The sequence below is a fragment of the Microbacterium sp. SCPM-O-B-15248 (M128) genome (assembly GCF_058214835.1).
In genome coordinates this window covers 324475-350286 of the sequence record NZ_JBYQLI010000001.1, presented here as the reverse complement: position 1 = coordinate 350286, position 25812 = coordinate 324475, and the positions used below count along the sequence as shown (strand labels likewise).

The 25812-nt window shown below is 71.1% G+C and carries 21 protein-coding genes and 1 pseudogene; 9 read left to right on the top strand and 13 right to left on the bottom strand.

What is annotated here, in order from left to right:
- Window positions 1-7: 7 nt before the first annotated feature.
- From AC3E6M_RS01655 to AC3E6M_RS01640, 4 genes are all read right to left on the bottom strand, one after another.
- Entirely contained in the window at window positions 8-1981 is a 1974-nt protein-coding gene (locus AC3E6M_RS01655) for an acetyl/propionyl/methylcrotonyl-CoA carboxylase subunit alpha (RefSeq protein ID WP_490528962.1), read from the bottom strand.
- A complete protein-coding gene (locus tag AC3E6M_RS01650) occupies window positions 1981-3537 on the bottom strand; it encodes a carboxyl transferase domain-containing protein (protein WP_490528877.1) in 1557 nt (518 codons plus the stop codon). Before AC3E6M_RS01650 ends, AC3E6M_RS01655 begins: the two co-directional genes overlap by 1 nt.
- Before the next feature lie 126 nt (window positions 3538-3663).
- Entirely contained in the window at window positions 3664-5151 is a 1488-nt protein-coding gene (locus AC3E6M_RS01645; RefSeq protein WP_490528876.1) for an SDR family NAD(P)-dependent oxidoreductase, read from the bottom strand.
- A gap of 83 nt (window positions 5152-5234) precedes the next feature.
- A complete protein-coding gene (locus AC3E6M_RS01640; protein ID WP_490528875.1) occupies window positions 5235-6311 on the bottom strand; it encodes a LacI family DNA-binding transcriptional regulator in 1077 nt (358 codons plus the stop codon).
- Window positions 6312-6483: 172 nt separating this feature from the next.
- On the opposite strand from AC3E6M_RS01640, the gene AC3E6M_RS01635 reads away from it, so the two are divergent.
- From AC3E6M_RS01635 to AC3E6M_RS01615, 5 genes are read left to right on the top strand one after another with little or no spacing between them, the layout of a single operon-like run.
- Window positions 6484-7344, top strand: a complete 861-nt coding sequence (locus AC3E6M_RS01635) for an ABC transporter substrate-binding protein (protein ID WP_490528961.1) — start codon at window positions 6484-6486, stop codon at window positions 7342-7344.
- 35 nt (window positions 7345-7379) lie between these two features.
- On the top strand, window positions 7380-8168 hold the full coding sequence (locus AC3E6M_RS01630) for an amino acid ABC transporter permease (protein WP_138176066.1): 789 nt from the start codon (window positions 7380-7382) through the stop codon (window positions 8166-8168).
- On the top strand, window positions 8165-8935 hold the full coding sequence (locus AC3E6M_RS01625) for an amino acid ABC transporter ATP-binding protein (RefSeq protein ID WP_490528874.1): 771 nt from the start codon (window positions 8165-8167) through the stop codon (window positions 8933-8935). The genes AC3E6M_RS01630 and AC3E6M_RS01625 overlap by 4 nt, the downstream gene beginning before the upstream one ends.
- Complete coding sequence (locus AC3E6M_RS01620) at window positions 8935-9978, top strand: Gfo/Idh/MocA family protein (protein ID WP_490528873.1); 1044 nt, start codon at window positions 8935-8937, stop codon at window positions 9976-9978. Before AC3E6M_RS01625 ends, AC3E6M_RS01620 begins: the two co-directional genes overlap by 1 nt.
- Window positions 9979-10007: 29 nt before the next feature.
- A complete protein-coding gene (locus AC3E6M_RS01615; RefSeq protein WP_490528872.1) occupies window positions 10008-11183 on the top strand; it encodes an NAD(P)/FAD-dependent oxidoreductase in 1176 nt (391 codons plus the stop codon).
- Between the two features lie 213 nt (window positions 11184-11396).
- On the opposite strand, the gene AC3E6M_RS01610 is transcribed toward AC3E6M_RS01615, so the two are convergent.
- The 3 genes from AC3E6M_RS01610 to AC3E6M_RS01600 form a co-directional block, all read right to left on the bottom strand.
- Window positions 11397-11555 carry a hypothetical protein gene (locus tag AC3E6M_RS01610; RefSeq protein WP_490528871.1) on the bottom strand — a complete coding sequence of 53 codons (159 nt, stop codon included), beginning with the start codon at window positions 11553-11555 and terminating at the stop codon, window positions 11397-11399.
- Window positions 11556-11932: 377 nt separating this feature from the next.
- Window positions 11933-13120, bottom strand: a complete 1188-nt coding sequence (locus AC3E6M_RS01605) for an acyltransferase family protein (RefSeq protein WP_490528870.1) — start codon at window positions 13118-13120, stop codon at window positions 11933-11935.
- A gap of 906 nt (window positions 13121-14026) precedes the next feature.
- Entirely contained in the window at window positions 14027-14635 is a 609-nt protein-coding gene (locus AC3E6M_RS01600) for a TetR/AcrR family transcriptional regulator (protein ID WP_490528869.1), read from the bottom strand.
- 106 nt (window positions 14636-14741) lie between these two features.
- Here AC3E6M_RS01600 and AC3E6M_RS01595 point away from each other — a divergent pair, with 106 nt between their 5' ends.
- From AC3E6M_RS01595 to AC3E6M_RS01580, 4 genes are all read left to right on the top strand, one after another.
- Entirely contained in the window at window positions 14742-15578 is an 837-nt protein-coding gene (locus AC3E6M_RS01595) for a sugar phosphate isomerase/epimerase family protein (RefSeq protein WP_490528868.1), read from the top strand.
- Window positions 15575-16702, top strand: coding sequence for a Gfo/Idh/MocA family protein (locus tag AC3E6M_RS01590; RefSeq protein ID WP_490528867.1), 1128 nt, complete (start codon window positions 15575-15577; stop codon window positions 16700-16702). The genes AC3E6M_RS01595 and AC3E6M_RS01590 overlap by 4 nt, the downstream gene beginning before the upstream one ends.
- A gap of 518 nt (window positions 16703-17220) precedes the next feature.
- On the top strand, window positions 17221-17700 hold the full coding sequence (locus AC3E6M_RS01585; protein WP_490528866.1) for a GNAT family N-acetyltransferase: 480 nt from the start codon (window positions 17221-17223) through the stop codon (window positions 17698-17700).
- Window positions 17701-17891: 191 nt separating this feature from the next.
- Window positions 17892-19391 carry an HNH endonuclease signature motif containing protein gene (locus AC3E6M_RS01580; protein WP_490528865.1) on the top strand — a complete coding sequence of 500 codons (1500 nt, stop codon included), beginning with the start codon at window positions 17892-17894 and terminating at the stop codon, window positions 19389-19391.
- 397 nt (window positions 19392-19788) lie between these two features.
- Here AC3E6M_RS01580 and AC3E6M_RS01575 read toward each other — a convergent pair.
- The 6 genes and pseudogenes from AC3E6M_RS01575 to AC3E6M_RS01550 all read right to left on the bottom strand — a co-directional run.
- Window positions 19789-19959 (bottom strand): annotated as a pseudogene (locus AC3E6M_RS01575) (MBL fold metallo-hydrolase); the annotation flags it as partial.
- 53 nt (window positions 19960-20012) lie between these two features.
- Entirely contained in the window at window positions 20013-20282 is a 270-nt protein-coding gene (locus AC3E6M_RS01570) for a VOC family protein (RefSeq protein WP_490528864.1), read from the bottom strand.
- Window positions 20283-20303: 21 nt separating this feature from the next.
- A complete protein-coding gene (yicI, locus tag AC3E6M_RS01565) occupies window positions 20304-22535 on the bottom strand; it encodes an alpha-xylosidase (RefSeq protein WP_490528863.1) in 2232 nt (743 codons plus the stop codon).
- Window positions 22535-23422: a carbohydrate ABC transporter permease gene (locus tag AC3E6M_RS01560; protein WP_490528862.1), complete on the bottom strand. Its 888-nt coding sequence runs from the start codon at window positions 23420-23422 to the stop codon at window positions 22535-22537. Before AC3E6M_RS01560 ends, yicI begins: the two co-directional genes overlap by 1 nt.
- Window positions 23419-24384, bottom strand: a complete 966-nt coding sequence (locus AC3E6M_RS01555; RefSeq protein WP_490528861.1) for a carbohydrate ABC transporter permease — start codon at window positions 24382-24384, stop codon at window positions 23419-23421. Before AC3E6M_RS01555 ends, AC3E6M_RS01560 begins: the two co-directional genes overlap by 4 nt.
- Window positions 24384-25709 carry an ABC transporter substrate-binding protein gene (locus AC3E6M_RS01550; protein ID WP_138173365.1) on the bottom strand — a complete coding sequence of 442 codons (1326 nt, stop codon included), beginning with the start codon at window positions 25707-25709 and terminating at the stop codon, window positions 24384-24386. Before AC3E6M_RS01550 ends, AC3E6M_RS01555 begins: the two co-directional genes overlap by 1 nt.
- Between the last annotated feature and the right edge of the window lie 103 nt (window positions 25710-25812).

The following is a 25812-nucleotide window of genomic DNA, read 5'->3' as shown; positions in this document are numbered from 1 at the left end:
TCACGGGTCACTCGGCCTCGGGCGCGATGACGGCGAGGGTCTGCCCGCGCGACACGACGTCGCCGACACGGGTGCGGAGGGCGATGCGCCCGGCGACCGTGGAGCGCACGACGTGCTCCATCTTCATCGCCTCGACGACCGCCACCGCGTCACCGACCTCGACCCGGTCGCCGTCGGCGACGCGCAGCACGACGACGCTGCCCGGCATGGGCGACACGACGAGAGGATCGGCGTTCACCGCGGCGTCGGCCGTGTACCGCGGTCGGGCGATCTCGACGCGCAGCACGGCGCCGTCGCGCGCGAGCCAGACCCCGCCCGCGTCGACCTCGGCGGCGAACGTGCGGACCTCGCCGTCGACGGCGACCGAGACCCGCCCGTCGTCGGTCGCGCGGACGCGCGTCGGTCGCTCACCCGTGTCATCGACGAGGGTCGGATGCCGCGGGGAGCCGCCGAGGGCGGCCTCGCGCTCCGCGCCCGCCGCAGCCAGCCGGAACCGGCGCGGGGCCGCGGGTCCCAGCCGCCAGCCGTCGCCCCGCGACCACGCGCCGCCCGACGGCGAAGCGGTGGCGGCGTCGAGCAGTAGTGCCGCCTCGGCGAACGCCCGTCCGTCCGCGGCCACGGGCACGAGTCCGGCGGACTCCCGGGCGATGAGCCCCGTGTCCATCGTTCCCGCGACCACGTCGGGCACCTCGAGCAGCGCCCGCAGGAACGCCACGTTCGTCGGGAACCCGAACACCGCGGTGTCGCCGAGCGCGGCGACCAGCCGGCGGCGAGCGCTCTCGCGATCGGGGCCCCACGCGATGATCTTCGCGAGCATCGGGTCGTAGTCGACCGAGACGTCGAGGCCGTCCTCGAGCGCGGTGTCGACGCGGATGCCCGCGCCGGCGGGATGCCGCACGCGCGTCACCCGCCCGCCGGTCGGCAGGAATCCGGATGCCGGGTCCTCGGCATATACGCGCGCCTCGAACGCGTGCCCGGTCAGGGTCACGGCATCCTGGGTCACCGTCAGCGGCTCGCCGGCGGCGATGCGGAGCTGCTGCTCGACGAGGTCGAGGCCCGTGACTTCTTCGGTGACGGGGTGCTCGACCTGGAGCCGCGTGTTCATCTCCATGAAGAAGAACTCCTCGGGGGCGTCGGCCGAGACGAGGAACTCCACCGTCCCCGCGCCCCGGTAGCCGACGCTGCGGGCCGTCTCGCACGCGGCTTCGCCGATCCGCGCGCGGGTCGCGGCGTCGAGCAGCGGCGAAGGCGCCTCTTCGATGACCTTCTGGTGCCGGCGCTGCAGCGAGCACTCCCGCTCGCCGAGATGGATGACGCCCCCGTGCGCGTCGGCGAGTATTTGCACCTCTATGTGCCGCGGCGTGCGCACGTACCGCTCGAGGAAGAGCGTGTCGTCGCCGAAGCTCGCGGCCGCCTCCCGCCGGGCCGCGGCGAGCGCCGAAGCGAGCTCGCTCTCGACCTCGACGACGTGCATGCCCTTGCCGCCGCCGCCGGCCGAGGGCTTGATCAGCAGCGGATACCCGACGCCCGGGGCGGCGCCGATCAGCTCGGCATCCGTCATTCCGGCGTGCGCGACGCCCGGAACGGTCGGCACCCCGCGGGCCTCGACGGCGTGCTTGGCGGTGATCTTGTCGCCCATGACGGCGATGGCATCCGGGGTCGGACCGACGAAGACGATCCCGGCGGCCGCGCACGCGCGCGCGAATCCCGCGTTCTCGGCGAGGAAGCCGTACCCGGGGTGGATCGCCTGCGCGCCCGTCGCGCGCGCGGCGCGCAGCACGGCGTCGACGTCGAGGTAGCTCTGGGCCGCGGGAGCCGGGCCGAGACGCACCGCGACATCGGCGAGACGCACGTGGCGGGCGTCCGCATCGGCGTCGCTGTACACCGCGACCGAGCGGATGCCGAGGCCGCGCAGCGTGCGGATGATGCGGCAGGCGATCTCGCCGCGGTTGGCGATGAGGACGGTGTCGAACACGGCGATCACATCCGGAAGACGCCGTAGCCCGGCGCGTCGAGGGGCGTGCGCGAGACGACGTCGAGCGCGAGGGCGAGGACGTCACGGGTCTGGCTCGGCTCGATGATCCCGTCGTCCCACAGCCGGGCGGTGGAGTAGTACGGGCTCCCCTGCTCCTCGTACTGCGCGCGGATCGGCGCTTCGAACGCGGCCTGGTCCTCGTCCGACCACGCGCCGCCGCCGCCCTCGATCTGGTCGCGGCGGACGGTGGAGAGGACGGATGCCGCCTGCGGGCCGCCCATGACCGAGACACGCGCGCCCGGCCACAGCCACAGGAACCGCGGCGAGTAGGCGCGACCGCACATCGAGTACGTGCCGGCGCCGAAGGAACCGCCCACGACGACCGTCAGTTTGGGCACCGACGCGCAGGCCACGGCGTTGACCATCTTCGCGCCGTGCTTGGCGATGCCGCCGGCCTCGTACTCCCGACCGACCATGAACCCGGTGATGTTCTGCAGGAATACCAGGGGGATGCCGCGCTGGTCGCACAGCTCGATGAAGTGGGCACCCTTGAGCGCCGACTCGCCGAAGAGCACGCCGTTGTTGGCGACGATGCCCACGCGGTGCCCCTCGATGCGAGCGAACGCGGTGACGAGGGTGTCGCCGTACTCCCGCTTGAACTCGTGGGTACTGCCGGCATCCACGATCCGCGCGAGGATCTCTCGGGCGTCGTAGGGGGCGGTGAGCTCGACCGGGACGACGTCTTCGAGCTGTTCGACGGGGTGCTCGGGTGCGCGCGAGGCCTCTGGAGCGACCCGCAACGGCGGCATCGGCGGCAGGGTCGCGACGATGTCGCGGACGATCTCGAGCGCATGAGCGTCGTTCTCGGCGAGGTGGTCGGTGACGCCCGAGACGCGCGCGTGCACCGCCCCGCCGCCGAGATCCTCGGCGCTCACGACCTCGCCCGTGGCGGCCTTCACGAGCGGCGGCCCGCCGAGGAAGATCGTGCCCTGGTTGCGCACGATCACGGTCTCGTCGCTCATCGCGGGGACGTACGCCCCACCCGCGGTCGACGAGCCGAGCACCGCGGCGATCTGCGGGATGCCGTCGCGCGACATCCGCGCCTGGTTGTAGAAGATGCGGCCGAAGTGGTCGCGGTCGGGGAACACCTCGTCCTGCATCGGCAGGAACGCCCCGCCCGAGTCGACGAGATACACGCAGGGCAACCGGTTCTCGGCGGCGATCTCCTGCGCGCGGAGGTGCTTCTTCACGGTGACCGGGTAGTAGGTGCCGCCCTTGACCGTCGCGTCGTTGGCGACGACCATGACGTGCCGCCCGTGCACGAGCCCGATCCCGGCCACCACTCCCCCCGCCGGGCAGTCCCCGCCGTACATCCCGAAGGCTGCGAGCGGCGCCACCTCCAGGAACGGACTCCCCCGGTCGAGCAGCGCGTCGATGCGGTCGCGGGCGAGCATCTTGCCCCGGGCCACGTGGCGTTCGCGGGAGTTCTCGGGACCGCCGAGCGCGGCTTCCGCGCGGCGCTCGCGAAGGTCGGCGACGAGGGCGCGGTAGGTGGGCACCATGACAACTCTCCATCGGGTTATCGATCGGTAACTGGATCCAGATTACGGATCAGTAATCGAGTTGTCCAGAGGAGTGCGGGCGTTGCGGATGTGGGGCGGCGGGTGCGGGCGGGGGCCCGCGTCAGCTCACCAGGAGCCCTTGCGGTAGTCCTTCAGAAAGATGCCGAAGAGGTCCTCACCGGCCTCGCCGCGCACGATCGGGTCGTACACGCGCGCGGCGCCGTCGACGAGGTCGAGCGGGGCGTGGAAGCCCTCTTCGGCCAGGCGCACCTTCGTGTAGTGCGGCCGTTCGTCGGTGATCCAGCCGGTGTCGACGGCGGTCATGAGGATGCGGTCGCTCTCGAACATCTCGCGGGCGCTCGTGCGCGTGAGCATGTTCAGCGCGGCCTTGGCCATGTTCGTGTGCGGGTGGCCCGGACCCTTGTAGCCGCGGCCGAAGACGCCCTCCATCGCCGAGACGTTGACGATGTACTTCCGCCGCGCCGTCGAGGCCGCCATTGCGGGCCGCAGTCGGCTGACGAGCAGGAACGGCGCGGTCATGTTGGCCAGCTGCACCTCGAGCATCTCGAGGGGCTCGACCTGGTCGACGTGCTGCGTCCAGCTGTTGATGCGGTCCTCGTCGGGAACGAGGCCGCCGGCGTCGATCGCGGTCCCCGCGGCCAGACGCTCGAGCGACGACGACCCCGCGGCCATCGCCTCGGCGGTGAGCTCCTCGGCCGTGCGCGCGGCCGACGCCAGGATCGGGTGCGCCGACACCGATTGCGCCAGCGCGAGCGGGTGCGCGTCGTTGGTGTGACCGAAGGTGACCAGCTCGGGCAGCGGTCCGTCGGGGAGCGGGGCGAGTTCGGCATCCACCAGGGGTTTGTACGCCCCCGGCGACCGCCGCACGGTCTGCGCGGCGTTGTTGATCAGGATGTCGAGCGGGCCGTCGGATGCCACCGACTCGGCGAGCCCGATCACCTGGGCGGGGTCGCGCAGGTCGATGCCGACGACCTTGAGCCGGTGCAGCCAGTCCGCACTGTCGGGGAGCGACGAGAACCGGCGCACCGCGTCGCGCGGGAAGCGCGTGGTGATGGTGGTGTGCGCGCCGTCGCGCAGCAGCCGCAGCGCGATGTACATGCCGATCTTCGCGCGGCCGCCGGTCAGCAGCGCGCGCTTGCCGGTGAGGTCGGTGCGAGCGTCGCGCTTGGCGTGGCTCATCGCCGCGCAGTCGGGGCAGAGCTGGTGGTAGAACGCGTCGACGAGGGTGTAGTCCTCTTTGCAGATGTAGCAGGCGCGGGCCTTGATCAGCTCTCCCGCGTACGGCGTCTCGACGCGGGTCGCGAGCGGGATGCCGCGCGTTTCGTCGTCGATGCGGTCGGGGGCGCCGGTCGCGGTGGCGGCGACGACCGCGCGGTCGGCGTCGGCGATCCGCTGGCGCTTCTCTTTGCGGGACTGCCGCTTGACGTCTTTGTAGAGCTTGCCGGTCTGGCGGCGCAGCGCGATGTAGGCCGGATCTTCGGGGTCGAGCGAGGCTGCGGCGTCGAGCACGCGGAGGGCGATCTCGAGCTCGGCGGGATCGATGGATGCCACGCGGCGGGCCTCGCGATCGGGTGTCGGGAGTGTTTCGGGCACGGGAGAGTGTACCGAGGTGCGGCTGAGAGGCGTCGCCGGGGCGCGGCCCTGCGCTACGGCGCGGCCCTGCCGCGGGAGCGCGCCTACCGCCGCGGCGCGGCCACCGACCCGCGCTCGATGAGCCGCTGATCGAGCACGCGGACGACCGGCGGGGCGTTGTCGCCACGGATGCGACGGATGAGCAGGCGCGCGGCCTCGGCACCGATCTCGCGGATGGGCTGGGCCATCACCGTCACGCCGGGGGTGCTCACGCCGGTCCAGTCGGCGTCGTCGAACGAGATCAGCGAGAGATCGTGCGGGATGCCGAGCCCGAGTTCGCGCGCGACGCGGAACACCTGCAGCGCGATGAGGCTGTCGGAGCCGATGATCGCGGTCACCCCCGAGTCCCCGGTGAGCAGCCGCCGCGCGACTTCGGCGACACCGCCGCGCCGCGCGTTCAGGTGCACGAACGCGGCGGGGTCGGCCACCCCGGCCTCGGCGAGCGCACTGATGAACCCGTCGACGCGATCGGCGACCGACGACATCGACAGCGTCGCGCCGAGGCGGTACGGCTCCTCGTGGTCGAGCGTGGAGATCAGCGCGATGCGCCGGTGTCCGGCATCCAGGAGGAGCTTCGTCGCGGTGCGTGCGCCGCTCCGGTTCGCGGCGATCACCGCGTCGACGTCGACGCCCGCGACCGAGCGGTCGAAGAGCACCACCGGACGTCCGGCGTCGAGCACGCTGCGGAGATTGGCGGGATCGGTCGATGAGGCCGGCGCGAGGAGCAGCCCGTCGACGCGCTTGGCCAACTGCACCGAGAGCGCCTGCGCCTCGGTCTCGGGATCTTCGTCGGAGTTGGAGAGGATGAGGTCGAGTCCCGCCGCCCGCGCCACGTTCGCCGCGCCCCGGGTCGCTTGCGCGAAGAACGGGTTCTCGATGTCGCCGACGACGATGCCGAGAGTGTTGGAGCGACCCGTGCTCATGGTGCGGGCCAGGGCGTTGGGTCGGTACCCGAGCCTGTCGGAGGCGGCGAGCACGCGATCGCGCACGCTGTCACTGACGGCCCCGTAGTCGCCGAGGGCACGGGCGGCGGTCGCCTTGGACACGCCGGCGGCCTCGGCGACGTCGGCCACGGTCACTTCGCGACGGGAAGAGCCGTCTGCGTTGTCGCCTGCCTTCACTCGTCCTCCGTTCGAGAGTTGACGTCTCCGGTCATCTTCGCGTACGGTTCCGGGAAACGAACTGAGACCGGTCTCACTCTACCGGATTGAGACCGGTCTCATCGTGAAGCACCGCCGCTCCACCCCCTATGCACCACCGAACAGCTGCATCCGAGAGGACCTTTCCGTGACCATTCGCCGCACCTTCCGCCGTGCCGCCCTCGGCGCCGTCGTCGCCGTCGCGACCGCCGTCGCCCTGACCGCCTGCGCCGGCACCGCCGCGTCGTCGGGCGACGACAACCCCTACGGGCTCATCACCCCCGGCCAGATCCGCGTGGCCAGCCTGGGCGACTCCAAGCCCTACACGTTCACCGACGAGAAGGGTGAGTTCACCGGCTTCGACGTGGAACTCTTCCGCGACGTCGCCTCGCGCATCGGTGTCGACGACGTCGTCTTCACCGGCCAGGACTTCTCGGGCCTGCTAGCGGCCGTGGCCAACGGGCAGTTCGACGTGGGCGTCGCCGCGATCGGCATCACCGAGGAGCGCAAGAAGACCGTCGACTTCTCCGACGGCTACCTCGCCGGCTACCTCACCGTCATGGCCAGCCCCTCCGCCGGCATCGCCGACGTCGCCGACCTCGACGGAAAGCGCCTCGGCGTCGTGCAGGGCACCCTGCAGGAGGCCTACGCCGTGAAGAACTTCACCGACACCGACCTCGTGCGCTTCCCTGACAACAACGCCGCGATCTCGTCCGTCAACAGTGGAGCGATCGACGCGCACTTCCTCGACTACGAGGCGGCCAAGGAGTACGCCGCGCAGTACGGGCTCGTGAACGCGATCGACATCCCCTCCTTCGACGCTCCGGCCGGTTTCGCCATCGCCAAGGACAAGAGCGAGTTCCAGGACGCCCTGAACGAGGCCCTGCGCGCCGCGATGGAAGACGGCACCTGGAAGACGCTCTACCAGAAGTGGTTCCCGGGTTCGCCGATGCCCGAGCAGTACCTCCCCTCGTCCGAGCAGACCTCCAGCCCGTCGCCCTCGCCGACCAACTGATCGGCCGCTCCGCGGTCGTCTGAAAGGAGCCCCCGATGGACTGGCTCGACAATCTCACCAAAACGTTCCTCGACTTCGACGCGATGTGGCAGGTGTTCCCGCAGCTGCTGGGCACCGGCCTCGTCAACACGCTCGTGATCTCGGTCTGCGCGACCGTGATCGGGATCGTGCTCGGCATGATCGTGGCGATCATGGGCATCTCGCCCTCGCGCTGGCTGCGCACTCCCGCCCGCATCTACACCGACATCTTCCGCGGGCTGCCGGCGATCCTGACCATCCTGTTGATCGGTCAGGGGTTCGCCCGCCTCAGCCAGCAGCTGTTCGGGCCGTCGCCGTACCCCCTCGGCATCCTGGCCCTGTCGCTGATCGCGTCGGCGTACATCGGTGAGATCTTCCGAGCCGGCATCCAGAGTGTCGACCGCGGACAGCTCGAAGCCTGCCGCGCCCTGGGGATGAGCTACGGCAAGGCCATGCGCCTGGTCGTGGTCCCCCAGGGCGTGCGCCGGGTGCTCCCCGCCCTGGTCAACCAATTCATCGCGATCGTGAAGGACTCCTCGCTGGTGTACTTCCTCGGCCTGCTGGTGTCGGAGCGCGAGCTGTTCCGGGTGGGTCAGGATGCCGCCGTCCTCACCGGCAACCTGTCGCCGCTGGTGATGGCCGGGGTGTTCTACCTCGTGATCACCGTCCCGCTGACGCACCTCGTGAACTACTTCGACAACCGCTTCCGCACCGGGCGCCGCAAGCCCACCCCGCCCAAGAGCGGTCTGGACGAGGTCGAAGACCTCACGCCGCCGCCCGCCCTCACCTACGGAGCCAACACATGACGTACACGTCTCCGGTCCCCGTCACCGACGGGCACTTCTACGCCGGGTCGAGCCTCGAGCTGCGCGACCTGACCATGGCCTACGGCGACATCGACGTGCTGCGCGGGGTGAGCCTCGAGGTCAAGCCCGGCACCACCACCTGCATCATCGGGCCGTCCGGCTCGGGCAAGTCGACCCTGCTGCGCGGGGTGAACCGGCTGCACGAGCCGAAGTCGGGCGACGTGCTGCTGGCGGGCGAGAGCGTGCTGACGCAGAAGCCGGATGCCGTGCGCAAGCGCATCGGTCTGGTCTTCCAGCACTTCAACCTCTTTCCCGACCACACCGCCCTCGAGAACGTCGCTCTCGCCGTGCGGCACGTGAAGGGCCTCTCCGCGGCCGAGTCCCGGCGGATCGCCGAGGACCGCCTCGCCGAGGTGGGCCTGGCCGAGCGCAGCGACCACCGGCCGCGCGACCTGTCGGGTGGTCAGCAGCAGCGCGTCGCGATCGCGCGGGCCCTGGCCATGGAGCCCGAGGTCATGCTGTTCGACGAGGCCACCAGCGCCCTCGACCCCGAGCTGGTCAAAGGCGTGCTGAACCTCATGGCGAACCTCGCCCAGCGCGGGATGACCATGCTCGTGGTGACCCACGAGATGGGCTTCGCCCGCAAGGTCGCCGACCAGGCCGTGTTCATGGACGAGGGACGCGTCGTCGAGGCGGGCGCCCCGGGCGACCTCTTCGAGCGACCGCAGAGCCCGCGCCTGCAGCGCTTCCTCTCGGAGGTGCTGTGATGGCATCCACTCCCCTCCGTACCGCGGTCATCGGATTCGGCGTCTCGGGACGGGTGTTCCACGCCCCCTTCCTCGAGGCCGACCCCGCGTACCGGCTCGACCTCATCGTCACGGCGAACCCCGACCGGCGTGCCGAGGCCGAGACACGGCATCCCTCGGCCCGTGTGGTGTCCGACGTCGCCGAGGTGTGGGCTGCGGCATCCGAGCTCGATCTCGTCGTGATCGGCTCGCCGAGCGGCACGCACGCCGACCTCGCCGCGCAGGCGCTCGACGCCGGTCTCGACGTCGTGGTCGACAAGCCCTTCGCCGTCACCTCGGCCGAGGGGCGCGCGCTGATCGCCCGGGCCGAGCGGCTCGGGCGCACCCTCACGGTGTTCCAGAACCGCCGGTGGGACGGCGACTTCCGCACGCTCCGCGCGCTCGTCGACGGCGGGGAGCTGGGGGAGGTGCGGCGTTTCGAGTCGCGCTTCGAGTGGTGGAAGCCCGAGCCGCCGGCCTCGTGGAAGACCGAGGCGCGCGCGTCGGAGGGGGGTGGCATCCTGTACGACCTGGGGACCCACCTCATCGACCAGGCCGTGCAGCTGTTCGGCGCCGTCGACGACGTGTACGCCGAGGTCCACCGCCGCCGTGCGGCCACGGCCGCCGACGACGACGTGTTCCTCGCGCTGCAGCACGCCTCGGGCACCACGTCGCACCTGTGGATGAGCGCCGTGGCACCGCTGCAGGGGCCGCGCTTCCACGTGCTCGGCGACCGCGCCGGGTACACGTCCTGGGGGCTCGACCCGCAGGAGCCGGCGCTGATCGAGGGCGCCCTTCCCGGCGACCCCGGCTTCGGTGAGGTCGCCGAGGACCGCTGGGGTGTGCTCGGTGCGGGCGCCGACACACGCCGCCACCCCACGCAGCGCGGCGACTACGGCGGGTTCTACCGCGCGCTCGCCCTCCACCTGCGTGACGGAGGACCCCTCCCCGTCGACCCGCATGACGCCGTCGGCGTGCTCGAGATCATCGAGCGCGTGCACGCCGCGTCCCCCGTTTCCGCCTGATCACCGATCACAAGAGAGAGAGATTCTCCATGACCACCGGCACCTCCCCCCACGTCGCCGTCATCGGCGGCGGCATCCTCGGCACCTCCACCGCGGCGTACCTCGCCCGCGCGGGGGCCCGGGTGACGCTCGTCACCTCCGGCGAGCTCGCCGACGGCGCCTCCGGGCGCTCGATCGCGTGGCTGAACTCGTCGGGCGACCGGTCCGCGTCCTACCACTACCTGCGCCTGGCGGGCATCGACCGCTACCGCTCGTGGCAGGCGCACCACCCCGAGAGCGAGGCGTACATCCGCTTCGACGGCGCCCTGAAGTGGGCCGGCCCCGGCGAGAGCTTCCGCTCGACGTTCGACTTCGAGCGTCGCAACGGCTATGACTCCCTGTGGGTCGATCGTGCCGACATCGCCAGCATCGCCCCCGACGTCGACCCCGCGGCCGTCGCCGAGGAGGGCGCCATCTACAACCCCGGCGAGGGCTGGATCAGCATGCCCGACCTCATCGCCGCACTGGCCGCCGACGCGGTCGCCGCCGGCGCGACGGTGCACGAGAACGTCGGCCACGCGCGCGTCGACGTGCAGGGCGGCGAGGCCGTCGGGGTCGTGCTGGCCGACGGCACCCGCATCGCCGCCGACCACGTCGTGCTGGCCACCGGTCCCGCGGTTCCCGCCGACCTCGCCTCGCTCGGCGTGACGATCCCGGATGCCACCCCCGCGGCGTTCGTGCTCTTCACCGACCCCGTCGATGTCACCGTGCGCACCGTGCTCAACACCCCGCGCGTGGCCGTGCGCCCCACCCCCGACGGGCGCCTCGTGCTCGACGCCGACTGGGCCGAGCAGTCGGTGCAGGTGGCCGACGACGGCTCGCTCACGGTGCCCGAGGCGTCGGTCGAGGGCCTGCTCGCCGAGGCGTCGCGCGTTCTCGCCGGCAACCCCACCCTCACCGCGCAGCACGTCGGCGCGGGCCTCAAGCCCATCCCGGGCGACGGTGATCCCGCGGTCGGCGAGGTTCCCGGCATCCGGAGCCTGTCGGCGCTCTTCACGCACTCCGGTGCGACACTGGGGCTCATCCTGGGCGAGCTGCTCGCCGACGAGATCGTCACCGGCACGCCGTCGCCGCTGCTGGCCGACTTCCGGTTCCACCGCTTCGTCGACACGGCCGCACTCGAGCCGATCGCCACGGGTGCGTGGTCGCCGGTGGGCGAGGACTGACCGGAGAGATTCCCGGGGGGCGTGGCCGCGAGGCTGCGCCCCCTTCGTCGTTTCGGGGGGGGGCGCCGCGGGATGCCGGGGGCGCCGCGGGATGTGGGGGGGGCGCCGGTGTGCCGTCACCGAAACAGGGGGTGCGACGAGAACAGGCCGATCCGGCGCAGATCAGCCTGTCTCCGTGGCATCCCCTGCTTCGTGACGGGCGGTGGCCGCGCGTCAGGGTTTGCCGTTGTCGATCCAGCGCGTGTGCGTCTTCAGCGCGTGCGTGACCGCGAGCCTGACCACGACGTAGAGCGCCGCACCCACCACGGCCAGGCCCACGATCCAGATCAGAAGCAGCATGATCACGTGGAGTCCGTTCATCGCTGTCATCATCCGGCGACTCTAGCCGCCGACGTCGCCCCCGTCTGCCCGCCGCGATCCGGTCGCCAGAACAGGGGATGTCACGAATCGGGCCGATCGGGTGAGAAACGGCCTGTTCTCAGTGCATCCCTGTTCTCCGCACACGCCCGCGCCGCCGGCGCTGCGAGCCCACGCCGACGGTCCCCGGCCGGTCGCCCGAACCACCCCTGCCCCACCGGCCGGGCCGTCCCGGGTCGCCCCTGCCGCCCCTGCCGCCCCGGGTCGCCCCTGTCGCCCCGGGTCGCCCCTGTCGCCCCTGCCGCCCGGACAGGGGATGCCACGAAACAGGCCGATCCAGCCGAAGCAGCCTGTTCTCAGACCATCGCCTGTTCTCAGCGCGCCGCCTGTTCTCAGCGCACCGCAGCCGGCGCGGGGCTCATTGCCGGCGACGGTTGCGGCGCCGCGGACCCGCGCCGGTCGGGGTCGAAGCGCAGCAGGACGCGCTGCATCCGCGCCTCGACGCCCCGATGCAGCACCCACGCCAGGCCGAGCGAGATCGCGAAGGCGAGCACGGCGAGCGCGATCGCGCGAGGCCAATGCAGCTCGGGATGCCCGTCGGGCCAGGCCGACGAGACCGAGGCGATCACGAGCAGGTGCACGAGGTAGAACGCGAACGACAACCGCCCGAGCTCCTGCCACATCGGCCGCGCGAGGAACGTCGACGACCGGTGCGCATCGGCCGACGCGAGCGAGGCGACGAGCAGCGCGAACCCGCCGACGGTGACGGCGAGCCCGGGGCGGATCTCGGTCCCGGGCAGGGCCGGCGCTTCCGAGAGCGCGTAGCCGAGCACCGCCAACGGCAGCGCGAACCGCAGCGACGCGGGCCGCCACGACGTCTGCGCCATGAGCAGCGCGAGGGCGACACCGAGCACGAACTCGGGCAGCCGTAGGAGGGGGGTGGATGCCGCGGACATCGGCACGGGCGAGACCGTGGCGATCTGCGGGGCGAGGGCGACGAGGGCGAGCGATGCCACGACCACCGCCCAGAGCACGCGGGCTGATCGTCCGGCGACCAACCGGATGATGAGCGGGAACATCAGGTAGAAGAAGGCCTCGCACACGAGCGACCAGCTCGCCGGGTTCCCGGCCTGCCACCAGTCCGGGTTCCACCCGCTGACGAGCAGGAGGTTCGCCCCGAGCGGCGCCAGACCGTCGGTGCGGATCTCGGGCACGAGCGTCGCGGCGGCGAACAGTGCGAGGCCGAGGCCGACGACGTGGAGCGGATAGATGCGTGCGGCGCGGTGCAGCCAGAACGACCGCGCGGTCTGCGCGGGCTTGTACCCCCACGCCAGCACGAACCCCGACAGGATGAAGAACAGCGTCACGCCGGTCTTCCCGGCCTCGAACACGAAGCCCCACACGTCACCGGCGCGACCGCCGAAGTACTCCACGGCCATGATGTGGTGCCCGAAGATGAGCAACGCCGTCGCCCAGCGCAGACCGGTGAGCGACGGAAGGTGTCGGGCCGCTCCCGAGCGAGGGGATGCCACGGGCCGAGCGAGCGGACGCGGAGCCGCCACGGTGGTGCTGATGGTCATCGCCTCCTGGAACGCTCGTTTCGGCGGCGCGAGAGCCGCGCGGACCCGGGAACGTTACCCGTTCGTGATGAAAAGAAGCCTGAAAGCCGCCGGGCTTGACGCGCGGCGGTGCGCAGTGGCATCCATCGGCATCCTCGTCCCTCTTCTGGCGGGGCGTGTCCCACTTATGGCCATCTCGGCGCCCTCGAAGCCGCAGAGGCTGGGACAAGGGCGACCACCCCCGCCGCGCGAGCCCGCAGCCGCGGGGAGCGGAGGAGATTCGGCGAGCGGAGGACGCATCACGGGGTTCTGGTCCTCCCTCCGCCGCATTTCCTCCGCTGCCCGGGCGCCACCCGAGCGCCACACCCGCGCCCCGCCGCGCTCACCCCGCGCCACCCTCGCCACCCGCGCCACACCGCCGCATTCCACCCGCACCCTCCACCGCGCGAGCCCACAGCCGCAGGGAGCCCCCAGCCGTGGTGAGCGGAGGAGATTCGAGGAGCGGAGGACGCATCACGGCGTTCTGCTCCTCCCCTGGCGGAATCTCCTCCGCTGCCCGGGCGCCACCGCCCGAGCGCCGCACCCGCGCCCCGCCGCGCTCACCCCGCGCCACCCGCGCCGCCCGCGCCACACCGCCGCATTCCACCCGCACCCTCCACCGCGCGAGCCCACAGCCGCAGGGAGCCCCCAGCCGCGGTGAGCGGAGGAAATACGGGGAGCGGAGGACGCATCACGGCGTTCTACTCCTCCCCTGGCGGAATCTCCTCCGCTGCCCGGGCGCCACCGCCGGGCGCAACCGCCCGCGCGCCGCGCCCGCCCCGCCGCCCCAGCCGCCCCGCGCCACCCGCCCCGCGCCACCCAGCCGCCCCGCGCCACCATGCGACCCCACCGCCGCTGCAGCCCGCGCCGCGTCAGCCGCCGCTCTCGTCAGCCCGCGCGCGGAGGCCGCAGCAGCATCCCGAACGTGCGGAGCGTGTCGCTGAGCCCCACCGACGCATCGAGCAGCCACTGGATCTGCAGGCCGTCGGAGGCGGCGATGAGCAGGGCGGCGAGATGATCGGCCGAGACGTCGTCGCGGATGCGCCCCTCGGCCTGTTGCGCGCGAAAGATCTCGCCGAGCTCGGCGCGCAGCCGCACGAACCGCGACGTGAAGTACTCCTTGCCGACGCCGCTGTCGACCTCGAGCGCCGCGGCGACGAGCGTGGAGTACAGCTGCACGAGGCCCGGCACCTCCACGTTGGCGGTCGCTGCGGCGATCATCCCCTCGACGCCCGGCTCGACGGGGTGAGCGGCTTCTTCCTCGGCGCGTTTCGCGGCCGCGTGGTCGTACACGGCGACGAGCAACTGTTCGCGGGAGTCGAAGTAGTGCAGGAGCGCCGCGTGCGAGACGCCGATGGACTCGGCGATGCGGCGCAGCGAGGTGCCGTCGGCGCCGCGCTGGCGGAAGACCTCGATCGCGCGGTCGAGGATCTCCTGCCGACGCTCGACACCGCGCCGGCGCTGTCCGGGCCGCCCGATCGTCGCGTCGTCAGCCATGTCCCCACCTTTCCTCACTCCACTGCGCTAGCGTAACCTCCACGTGGAGGTTAGAGTATCGACACGGCCACCCGGCCCCTCCGACGACGACGTGCAGAAGGACCCCATGACCACGCCCACCTCCCTCCCCGTAGCCTCGGTGCAGCTGTACTCGCTGGCATCCGAGTTCTCGGCCGACATGTCCGGCTCGCTCGACAAGCTTGCGGCGCTCGGTCTGCGCAACGTCGAGGCGTTCGCGTTCGTCGATCGCCCCGCCGAGATCCGCGCAGCCCTGGATGCCAGCGGCCTGGCCTCCCCCACCGGCCACGCCCCGCTGCTCAGCGATGAGCTGTGGACCCCCGACGGCTCGATCCCCACGCCCGCGCCCGAGGTGGTGTTCGAGGCGGCCGCGACCATCGGCATCCAGACCGTCATCGACCCGTTCGTCTCACCCGAGCGCTGGCTCACCGAGGACGGCGTCGCCGACATCGCCGAGCGCCTGAACCGCGCCGCCGACGTCGCCGCGACCTTCGGCCTCTCGGTCGGTTACCACAACCACGCGCAGGAGTTCGTCGCCGACTTCGGCGGCCAGACCGCCTACGAGCGTTTCGTGGCGCTCACCGACGAGCGCGTACAGCTCGAGCTCGACCTCTTCTGGGCGCTCACCGGTGGCCAGAACGTACCCGCACTCGTCGCGGCCCTCGGCGACCGGCTCACGGCCGTGCACGTCAAGGACGGTGTGGTTCCGGCATCCAACCCCTGGGGTCCGGACGCGGGCGAACTGTCCACCGCGAGCCTCGACCAGCGCCACGCCGGCACCGGCGAGGTTCCGCTCGCCGACGCGCTGCGCGCCGGCACGGGCATCAAGTTCGCCGTGATCGAGTACGACCGCGCGCCCGGCGACGTGTTCGCCGACATCGCCGCGAGCCTGGCGTTCCTCACCGAGGGCGGGTTCGTCCGATGAGCCGGCCCCTCGGAGTCGGCATCATCGGTGCCGGAGTCATCAGCCAGACCTACCTCGAGAACCTCACCTCGTTCCCCGATGTGAGTGTCGTCGCCGTCGGCGACCTGTTCCCCGACCGTGCCCGGGCCAAAGCCGACGAGCACGGCGTCGCCGTCGCAGGAACTCCCGACGAGGTGCTGTCGAACCCCGACGTCGACCTGGTCGTGAACCTCACGATCCCGCAGGTGCACGTCGAGGTGTCGTCGGCGGCGATCGCGGCGGGAAAGCACGTGTGGACCGAGAAGCCGATCGGCCTCGACCGTGACGCCACGCGTGCGCTCCTGGAGCAGGCGGATGCCGCGGGCGTGCGCATCGGCTCGGCCCCCGACACCCTGCTCGGCCCCGGTTTCCAGTCGGCCAAGCGCGCGATCCAGAAGGGCGTCATCGGCGAGCCGCTGTTCGTGCAGACGTCGTTCCAGACGCAGGGGCCCGACCTGTGGCATCCGGACCCCGCGTTCCTCTTCGCGCGCGGCGCCGGTCCGCTGCTCGACATGGGGCCGTACTATTTCTCGGCGCTCGTGAGCCTCCTCGGCCCGATCGCCGGGGTCACCGCACGCGGCTCGCGGCCGCGGACCGAGCGCACGATCCACACCGGACCGCGCGCGGGCGAGACGTTCCCGGTCGAGGTGCCCTCGACCGTGCAGGTGCTCACGTCGTTCGCGGCCGGCCAGCACGGCACGCACCTGCTGAGTTTCGACTCGGCGCTCGAGCGCCACGGCGTGGTCGAGATCCACGGCTCGGAGGGCACGATGGTGCTCCCCGATCCAAACCGCTTCGAGGGACGCATCGCATACGTGAAGCCGCTCGGCGTCTTCCGCGACGGCATGAAGACCGAGCAGGAGTGGATCGAGGTGCCGAACGAGGGCACCGTCGTCGGCCGCGGCCTCGGCGTGCTCGACATGGCCCGCGCGATCGCCGCGGACCGCCCGCACATCGCCACCGGAGAGCTGGGCTTCCACGTCCTCGACGTGATGCTGTCGGCTGAAGAATCGGCCGCGACGGGCCAGACGCTCGAGATCGGCAGCACCGTCGCGCCTGTGCCGCTGCTTGAGGAGGGCTTCGACCCCTTCGCGTCGACGCTGTAGCCCGTTCGGCCTCCCGCCCCGTGGTGTCGTGTGGATGCCACGGGGCGGGGGTGTTTTCGGGGAGCGCTGCGGGTGGTTGCATGGGCGGGGCATTGCGGGCGGTTGCATGGGCGGGGCATTGCGGGCGGATGCCGCGGCGCCGGGCGAGCGGAGGAGATCCGGCGCACGGAGGGAGATCCGCGCGGCATCCATCCTCCGATCCCCGAATGCCCTCCCGTCGCGCGGTGCCCGGCAGGTGCAGGCAGTGGTGTTGCCGGAACCCGGATGCCGGAACTCCGGGCGAGCGGAGGAGATCCGGCGCACGGAGGACGATCCGCGCGGCATCCATCCTCCGCTCCCCGAATGCCCTCCCGTCGCGCGGTGCCCGGCAGGTGCGGTGGGGGATGCCGTCGGGCGGGCGGACGCTGGGCGGAGGACGGGTTCGGGAGATCGGCGCACGCGTGGGCCTTCGCGCGGACGGGCACACCGGGAGTCGCGATCAGGGCGGGCGCGGGCCCGAACCCGGACGGCGTGCGTGCGTGACTCGGCGGGTGGAGCTCGAGCGGTGCCGTCCGGAAGACGTCGAGGCGCTGACGGCGTTCCTCGAGGCGGTCGACCTCACGCTCAGCGGCCTGGACGCACCGAGCGTGCGACTGTGGGTGGAGCGCGATGAGACCGGTGCGATCGTCGGCAGCACCGGCTACGAGCTCAGCGCCGACGGTTGCCACGCGTTGATCCGCAGCGTCGCGGTGCGTCCGACGCACCGTTCCCGCGGGAGCGGCAGTGCCCTCGCGACCTTCGCGCTGACGCGAGCCGCCGAGGAAGGAGCGCGCACGGCCTGGCTCTTCAGCCGCCGATCCGGGCCGTTCTGGCAGAACCTGGGGTTCGAACCCGCCGATCGCAACGAACTGGCCGCGGCACTGGCGGATACGCATCAGGTGCGGCTGTTCCAGCAAACCGGGCAACTGAAGCGCGAGATCGCGTGGTCGAGGCCGCTCGGAGAGCGCACCGGCGCGTGAATGGGCGGGACCGTGAGTCTTCGAGACTTCACCCGCAGCGCTTCCTCCTACGGAAATCGCAGGTCGCTGGTTGATTCTTAGCGCCCCGCTATCGGCGGATCCCTCCTCCCCAGCGGGTGATGCGGCGGATCTCTCCCCATTTCGGCTCGTGGGCCGGGTTCGATGTCGGAGGTCGTGGTTAGCATGCATGCATGTCTTTCGATCGCCCTCCGACACCACCCGATGACGGGGCTTCGGCCCTCTCCTCGGTGCTGGTCGAGGTGCGCGGGGTGGATGCCGAGGTGGCCTCCGCCGAAGCCCGACGCGTGCGCGCGCTGGCCCGGGCGGGGCACCTCGCGCTCGACGCGTCTGCGGGGGTGCGGGCGTCGGCGAGGGCGGCGGAGTTGGCGTTGCGGGAGGTCGCATCCGAGATCGCGGCGGCATCCTCCCTGTCGGATCGGAGTGTGCAAGCGCAGATCGGTCGTGCGATGACCCTCGCCGATGACTTCCCGGTCACGCTGGATGCGTGGGAGGCGGGGGCGCTGACCCGGACCCACGTGCGGGTGATCGTGGATGCCGGGCTGCCCCTGCCGTCCGAGCGGCGGCACGAGTTCGACGTCCTCGCCGTCGCCACCGCCGACGGGCTGAGTCCGGGGCGGTTGAAGGCCCGACTGGCGGCGTTGGCGGAATCGCTGCAGCCCACGACCTTGGCGGAGCGGCACCTGCGCGGACGCGCGACCCGGTGCGTGCGGGTCGTGTCGGGGGAGGACGGGATGTCCGACCTGATCGCGACGCTCCCGACGGTGCTGGCGGTGGGGATCTACGACCGGCTCGTGCAGCAGAGCGCCGCGATCGTCGACATGCGCCGAGACGCCGGGCGCGGTGACGCGTCGACGGTGGAACACGCCGGCTGCGGTGACGCGTCCGTGGGGCAACACGCCGGTCGGGGCGCCGGTAGCGACGGACGCGGCGACCGCTCGGCGAACGCGACGACGACCACGCCCGATACACGGACCGCCGATCAGGTGCGCGCGGACATCCTCGCCGACCTGCTGCTGACTGCCGCACCCGAAGCCGACCCCACCCGTGGCGACGACGGCCCCGGCACCCTCGGCGCGATCCGCGCGCGGGTGCAGGTCGTGGTCCCGGCGTTGACGATGCTGCGCCCCGGGGCGGAGAAGTCCGACCCCGCCGACCTCGTCGGGCACGGACCCATCGACGCCGACACCGCCCGCGCCCTCGCCGAAGCCACCCCCGTTCCCTGGGACCGTGTCATCACCCACCCGGTCTCGGGCGAGGTGCTCCGCACCGACACCTACCACCGCACCGCCGCGATCGACCGGCACCTCCGCGCCCGTGACCGCCACTGCCGGTGGCCCGGCTGCGTCGCCCCGGCCGTGCGCTGCGAAGTCGACCACACCCACGACTGGGCGCTCGGCGGACCCACCGCCGTGCGAAACCTCGCCCACCTCTGCCAAAGACACCACACCCAGAAACAGTTCACCCGCTGGACAGTCCGACAACTCCCCGGCGGGGTCCTCGAGTGGACCTCTCCGACGGGACGCGTCTACACCGACGAACCCCTCCCCTACACGCCAGCGGTCCGATTCCTCCCCGACGAGCCCACCCCGCCCCAGCCCTCGACCGACCCGCCACCCCCGACCGACCCGCCACCCCCGACCGACCATGAACACGAACCGGCACCGTTCTGAAACCGGACGTCGGCGCGTCCGCGCGGGCGGGCGAGGGCGCGCGGATGCGCGGCCGCGCGGGGGCCGGCGCGTCCAGAAGGGCGGGCACCGGGTCGCACGACTCCGCCGTCTGCCGCACGTCGGCGAGGTACCGCCGGTCGGCCGCCAGCCGCGCCAGCGCGTCCGAACCCACCGATCCGTGCCCGGGAATCACGAACCGCGCGGCCCGCGCGTACGGCTCCAGCACGTCGAGCGCCCTCTCGTACGCCGGAACGTCGTCCGGATCGAACGGCAACGGCAGCTCGACATCGCTCAGCATGTCGCCGGCGACGAGCACCCGCGGCCCCGGCAGCCAGACCGCCGTATGTCCCGGCGGGGAACTCCGCCCCGACGCCCACCGCGGCACGTCTCCGAACAACGGATGCCACAGAAGATGGTCGTGATGCGCGTGGGTCGCGAACCCCTCAGCGACCGTCAGCCCCCGCTCCCGCAACGCCGCGGCGAGCGCGTCGAGTTCGTCCGGCATCCATCCCGGATCGATCAGCAGCGCCCGACCGGCCTCGACGACCACCGTCGTGTTCGTCTGCATCACGCGGCTCGTGGCGACGGGCACACCCGGTGCCACCTCGCGGAGCGGAACCATCACGGAGCCGCGTCGATCACGCAGAACCGGTTACCCTCGGGGTCCTGCAGGATCACGTAGTCCGCGTCGGCGGGCCTGCCGTCCCATTCCACCTCGGTCGACCGCTGCGCGTCGAGGGACAGGTTCGGCCCGGTGCCGTCGGCCGAGTGCAGCAGCGCGAAGTCGTTGTCGATCGGCTCCCGCACGGTGTACCCGAGCGCCGCCGACCAGAACCGGATCTGGGCGTGCAGATCATCGACGCGGATGACGATCGACCCGACCACGAGCATGCCGTCAGCGTACGCCGGGGGTCACTCCGTCACCTCCGCGCGATCCACCAGGAACGTCTCCGTCCGCCCGTCGGGCGCCGTCACCGTCACTTCGGCCATGCCCTCGCCGCCGGGGAAGACGCGCAGCGTCAGCCCGTCGAGGTAGTCGTAGTCGGGCCGGTCGTCGCGCGCACCCCACGGCAGAACAGCCCCGGGCCGCACGTACAGCGGCAGCGAGTCGAAGCCGTGCTGCTCGCGCCGCCACCCGCCGCCGGTCACGCGCTCCCCGGTCAGCAGGTGCGTCCACTCCCCCGCGGGCAGGTAGACGCTGACGTCACCGGATGCCGAGAACACGGGCGCCACGAGCAGGTCCGGGCCGAGCATGTACTGTCGGTCGAGGTGAAGCGTCGTGGGGTCGTCGGGGAACTCCAGCGCCATCGGCCGCATCACGGGTGTGCCGGTGACCGTGGCATCGCGCGCCGCGGCATAGAGGTACGGCATGAGCCGGAGCTTCAGCTTCGAGAACAGCCGCGTCACCTCGACTGCCTCGTCGTCGAACGCCCACGGCACCCGATACGAGTCCGATCCGTGGAAACGGCTGTGCGACGACAGCATCCCGTACGCGACCCAGCGCTTGAATACCGCCGGGTCGGGCGTGCCCTCGAAGCCGCCGATGTCGTGGCTCCAGAACGCGAACCCGCTCCAGGCCAGCGACAGCCCGCCGCGCAGGGTTTCGGCCATCGACGCGAACGTCGAGGAATTGTCGCCGCCCCAGTGCACCGGCATCGTCTGCCCGCCCGCGGTCGCCGACCGGGCGAAGAGCACGGCCTCGCCCTCGCCGCGCTCGTCGACGAGCACCTCGTGCACGGCGGCGTTGTAGAGCTGCGCGTAGAGGTTGTGCATGCGCTCGGGGTCGGTGCCGTCGAAGTAGACGACGTCGGTGGGGATCCGCTCGCCGAAGTCGGTCTTGAAGCAGTCCACGCCCTGAGCGATCAGCCGGCGCAGGTACGACTGGTACCAGCGCACGGCATCCGGGTTGGTGAAGTCGACGAGCGCCATGCCCGGCACCCACAGGTCCCACTGCCACGTCGAGCCATCCGGCCGACGCACGAAGTAGCCGTTCTCGGCCCCCTCGGCGAACAGCGGTGAGCGCTGCGCGATGTACGGGTTGATCCACACCGACACGCGCAGACCGCGATCGTGGAGGCGGCGGAGCATGGCATCCGGGTCCGGGAACACGCGCTCGTCCCACGTGAAGTCGCACCAGTTGAACTCGCGCATCCAGAAGCAGTCGAAGTGGAACACCGAGAGGGGCAGGTCGCGCTCGGCCATGCCGTCGATGAACGCGTTCACGGTCGCTTCGTCGTAGTCGGTGGTGAACGATGTCGTGAGCCACGTGCCGAACGACCACGCGGGCACGACGGGCGGGCGACCGGTGAGCGCGGTGTATCGCTCGAGAACGTCCTTCGGGGTCGGACCGGCGATGACGAAGTACTCCAGCGCCCCGCCCGAGACCGAGAACTGCACGCGTTCGACGTTCTCAGAATCGACTTCGAACGACACGTGTCCTGAGTCGTTGACGAGCACGCCGTAGCCGCCCGACGAGACGTAGAACGGCACGCTCTTGTACGCCTGTTCGCTCGAGGTGCCGCCGTCGGCGTTCCAGATGTCGACCGTCTGGCCGTTCTTCACGACGGGTCCGAAGCGTTCGCCGAGGCCGTAGATCGTCTCTCCGACGCCCAGGTCGAGCTGCTCGTGCAGGTAGTGGCGTGCGGCCGGCACTCCGGTGTCGGCGCCGGCGTTGCCGATCACGCCGGTCTCGACGTCGGCTCCATCGGCGAGGCTCACCCGACCGAGTGACCGGATGCCACTGCCGGTGAGCCGCGTCCCGTCGAGCTCGAACGACAGGTCCCACGGGGCGCCGGGCGCAACGCGGGCGACGAGCCCGCCGGTCGTGAGGGCGCCCCCCTTGTCGGTGACCTCGACGGAACCGCCGCCGGCCGCGGCGCCGGGGAGTGCGAACCCCGTCGCACGGGTATCTCCGGCGTGGTGGACGACGCGGACCCGCACGACCCCCTCGAGCGGAGACGACAGGGTGACGGTCAGGACCGTGCGGTTGAGCACGTCGCCGCGTTTGGCGATGACCTTCGTCGGTGCGTGCACGACCAACCCCGGACCATCGGGGGTGTCGGTCGAGCCGATGTCGTACGCCTCGGCGGCGTAGTCGACGGTGACGCCCGGACGCATCAGCCAGAACCCATCGGTGAACTTCATTACTTGACTGCTCCTGCCGTGATGCCGCGTGTGAGCGTGCGCTGAAAGATGAGGAAGAAGATGAGCGTCGGGATGATGCCCAACAGGGCCGACGCGCTGATCGTGGTGACGTCCATGAGCCGGTCGCCCTGGAGCACGCTGATCGCGACCGGGACGGTCTGGTTGTCGTTGGATGCCAGGAACGTCAGGGGGATCAGGAACTCGTTCCACGTCCAGATCAAGAAGAAGATGACGAGCACCGACAGCGTCGGGCGGCTGATCGGGAAGATCACGCGCCACAGGATCTGCCAGCGGCTCGCGCCGTCGATCGCGGCGGCCTCGAGGATCTCGCGGGGGAACGTGCCGTACACCGACGACAGCAGGTAGGTGCCGAACGCCGCCTGCACCACGGTGAAGACGATGATGACCGACCACACGTTGTCGTACAGGCCCACGGATTTGAACATGTAGTACAGCGGGTACAGCAGCGCCTCCTGCGGCAGCAGGTTCGCGAGCAGGAACAGCAGCACGATCCCGGTGCGTCCGCGGACGCGCCCGATGCCGATCGCGAAGGCGTTCAGCACTGAGATCAGCACCGCGAGCACCGCGACGACGCCCGAGATGAGGATCGAGTTGCCGACCTTGCGCGGGAAGTCGACGCGGTTCCAGAAGTCGACGATGCCGCCGAAGTCGAGCTGCTGCGGAAGGGCGAGCGGGCCCGAGGTCGCGTAGTCGACGGGCGACTTGAACGAGTTGACGAGCACGAGGTAGAAGGGCGCGAGCACGAGCAGCGCGCCGACGACGACGAGCGCGAGCAGCAGCCAGTCGACGGGGCGGCGACGGGTCATGCCGCCGCGGCCTCCGCGGCGCCGGGGACGTCCCGTGGTGATGACGGCGGTGGTGGTCATAGTCCCGCCCTTTCCTTGCGTTCGAGCGAGGTCTGCACCCGGATGAACACGATCGAGACGATGACGACGACGATCGTGAGCACGGTGGCGATCGTCGCGCCGTAGCCGACGTTCCGCTTGGTGAAGAACTCGAGATAGGCGTAGTACGCCGGGACGATCGTCGATCCCGCCGGACCTCCCTGCGTGATGACGTACACGGGCCCGAACACCTTGAGCGCGGCGATCGTGCAGGTGAGGGTGACGACGAAGATCTCGGGGCGGATGATGCTCATCGTGATCGCCGTGAACCGCTGGAACCAGTTGGCGCCGTCGAGTTCGGCGGCCTCGTAGAGCTCGGGGTCCACGCGCTGCAGCGCGGCCATGAACACCACGACCGGGTACCCGATCTGCACCCAGACCAGCACGACCATGAGCACGATGAGCGCCGAGGGCATCTGCCCCAGCCAGTCGTACGAGGGGAGGCCGAGCCCGCCCAGGATCTGGTTGAGCGCGCCGTTGTCGCCGGGGCGGACGATCCACCCGATGACGATGCCGGCCACCGCGACCGGCAGGATCTGCGGCAAGTAGTAGGTGGCGCGGAGGAAGCTGCCGACCTTGCCGCCGAACTTGCGGCCGACGACGTCGAAGAGCAGGGCCGCGACAGCGAGGCCGACGACGGTGGGGACGACGACCATCGCGAGGACCATCCACACCGAGTTGGTGAACGAGGTCCAGAAGTCGTCGTCGGTGAGCAGCTTGGCCCAGTTCTCGAGCCCGATGAACTCGGGGTCGCCGACGCCGCGCCACTTGGTGAAGGTGAGGAACACGTTCCACACGAGCGGCACGATCACGATCACCAGCAGCAGCACGAAGCCGGGCAGCAGGTACAGCCAGTAGCCGGCAGTGCCGCCGCGGCGCTGGGGGATGGCCGGCTGCTCGGGCGGGAGTGCCACCCGAGCAGCCGGACGCGTGAGGAGGGCCATCAGCGGAAGTCCGCCGTGCCTTCGTCGTACTTCTTGCCGAGGTTCGCGTTCGTGGTCGCGGCATCCTGCGATCCGGTGACGAGACCCTGGAGCTCCTGCACGAGCACGTCGTAGAAGCCGGGAGCGGGCCAGTCGGGGTAGAACGACAGGCCGTCGTCGGCGAGCACGCCGTTGAACGTGTCGATGAGCTCCTTGCTCTTGGCATCCGTGATGTCGGCGGTGTTCGCCGCGACGGGAACGCCGCCGTTGTTGCCGATGATCGCCTGGATCTCGGGGCTCATCGTGATGTCGATGAACTGGTAGGCGAGGTCCTTGTTCTTCGAACGCTCCGGGACGACCCACAGGTTGCCCGACGAGCCGAGCGAGAGCTTCGACCCGGGGAAGGCCGCGAGCGTCCAGTCGAACGTCGTGGCTTCGCTGGCCATGCGGCCGTACCACCACGAGCCCGACACGAAGATCGGCGAGGTGCCGTTGATGAAGGAGACGCCGGCGTCCTCGGCCTTCACCGACGAGACGTCCTTGGCGATGTAGCCCTTGTCGACGTACTCCTTGAGGGTGTCGGAGGCGTAGGTCACCTCGGACCCCTTCCAGTCGACCGGGTTCTTGTAGAGCTGGTAATCGTCGACCCACGATCGGTCGGCCTTGCTCAGCGCGAGCTGGTACCACAGCTGCCCGAGCGGGTACTCGGCACCCGCCTCGGCGAGGGGCGTGATGCCCTTCGCGACGAAGGCGTCGAGCACCTTCACGAACTCGTCGTAGGTCTTGGGCACTTCCAGGCCCGCCGCGGCGAAGGCGTCGAGGTTGTAGTAGACGCCGACGAACTCGCCGTAGTTGGGCACGCCGTACCAGGTGTCGCCGCCCATGACGCCGTCGGAGGAGTACTTCGCCGTCGTCTGCAGCGACGGGGCGAGCTTTGCATCCCAGCCGTACTGGGTGACGGCGTCGCTGATGTCGGCGATGAGCCCGGTGCTCGCGAGGAAGCCCGCGGTCGCGTTGCCCTTGTTGAACTCCATGAGGTCGGGCGCGGCGTCGGTGTCGAGCACCTGGCTCGCCGTCTTCTGGATCTGCTCGAAGGACTTCTCCTCGATCTTCACCGTCGCACCGGTCTTCTCCTCGAAGATCGGGACGGCGGCGTTCCAGGCCTTCGCCATGGCGCTGTCGGCGCCTTCGTAGTGCCACAGGGTGAGGGTCTTGCCCTCGCCGTCCGTGGATCCGCTGTCGCCTCCCCCACCGCTGCAGGCGGCGAGGGTCAGGGCGGCGACGGCGATGGAGCCGACGACCGAGAGGGCTCGGGTCGCGCGTCGTTGGGCGTTCGTGCGTGCCATCGTTGGCACTCCTTTCACTGTGTTCCGCTGGTTCAGGGGTGTCCGCTAGCGGAGGCGGATGTGTCGAAGCGCTTCGATTATGGGCGAACGGCACAGGCTGTCG

Bases quoted from the DNA above. Each gene is read 5' to 3' on its own strand.
- AC3E6M_RS01650 (WP_490528877.1), bottom strand. From the start codon at position 3,537: ATGGTGCCCACCTACCGCGCCCTCGTCGCCGACCTTCGCGAGCGCCGC.
- AC3E6M_RS01630 (WP_138176066.1), top strand. From the start codon at position 7,380: ATGGACTGGCTCGACAATCTCACCAAAACGTTCCTCGACTTCGACGCG.
- AC3E6M_RS01625 (WP_490528874.1), top strand. From the start codon at position 8,165: ATGACGTACACGTCTCCGGTCCCCGTCACCGACGGGCACTTCTACGCC.
- AC3E6M_RS01620 (WP_490528873.1), top strand. From the start codon at position 8,935: ATGGCATCCACTCCCCTCCGTACCGCGGTCATCGGATTCGGCGTCTCG.
- AC3E6M_RS01615 (WP_490528872.1), top strand. From the start codon at position 10,008: ATGACCACCGGCACCTCCCCCCACGTCGCCGTCATCGGCGGCGGCATC.
- AC3E6M_RS01610 (WP_490528871.1), bottom strand. From the start codon at position 11,555: ATGATGACAGCGATGAACGGACTCCACGTGATCATGCTGCTTCTGATC.
- AC3E6M_RS01605 (WP_490528870.1), bottom strand. From the start codon at position 13,120: ATGACCATCAGCACCACCGTGGCGGCTCCGCGTCCGCTCGCTCGGCCC.
- AC3E6M_RS01600 (WP_490528869.1), bottom strand. From the start codon at position 14,635: ATGGCTGACGACGCGACGATCGGGCGGCCCGGACAGCGCCGGCGCGGT.
- AC3E6M_RS01595 (WP_490528868.1), top strand. From the start codon at position 14,742: ATGACCACGCCCACCTCCCTCCCCGTAGCCTCGGTGCAGCTGTACTCG.
- AC3E6M_RS01590 (WP_490528867.1), top strand. From the start codon at position 15,575: ATGAGCCGGCCCCTCGGAGTCGGCATCATCGGTGCCGGAGTCATCAGC.
- AC3E6M_RS01580 (WP_490528865.1), top strand. From the start codon at position 17,892: ATGTCTTTCGATCGCCCTCCGACACCACCCGATGACGGGGCTTCGGCC.
- AC3E6M_RS01570 (WP_490528864.1), bottom strand. From the start codon at position 20,282: ATGCTCGTGGTCGGGTCGATCGTCATCCGCGTCGATGATCTGCACGCC.
- yicI (WP_490528863.1), bottom strand. From the start codon at position 22,535: ATGAAGTTCACCGATGGGTTCTGGCTGATGCGTCCGGGCGTCACCGTC.
- AC3E6M_RS01560 (WP_490528862.1), bottom strand. From the start codon at position 23,422: ATGACCACCACCGCCGTCATCACCACGGGACGTCCCCGGCGCCGCGGA.
- AC3E6M_RS01555 (WP_490528861.1), bottom strand. From the start codon at position 24,384: ATGGCCCTCCTCACGCGTCCGGCTGCTCGGGTGGCACTCCCGCCCGAG.
- AC3E6M_RS01550 (WP_138173365.1), bottom strand. From the start codon at position 25,709: ATGGCACGCACGAACGCCCAACGACGCGCGACCCGAGCCCTCTCGGTC.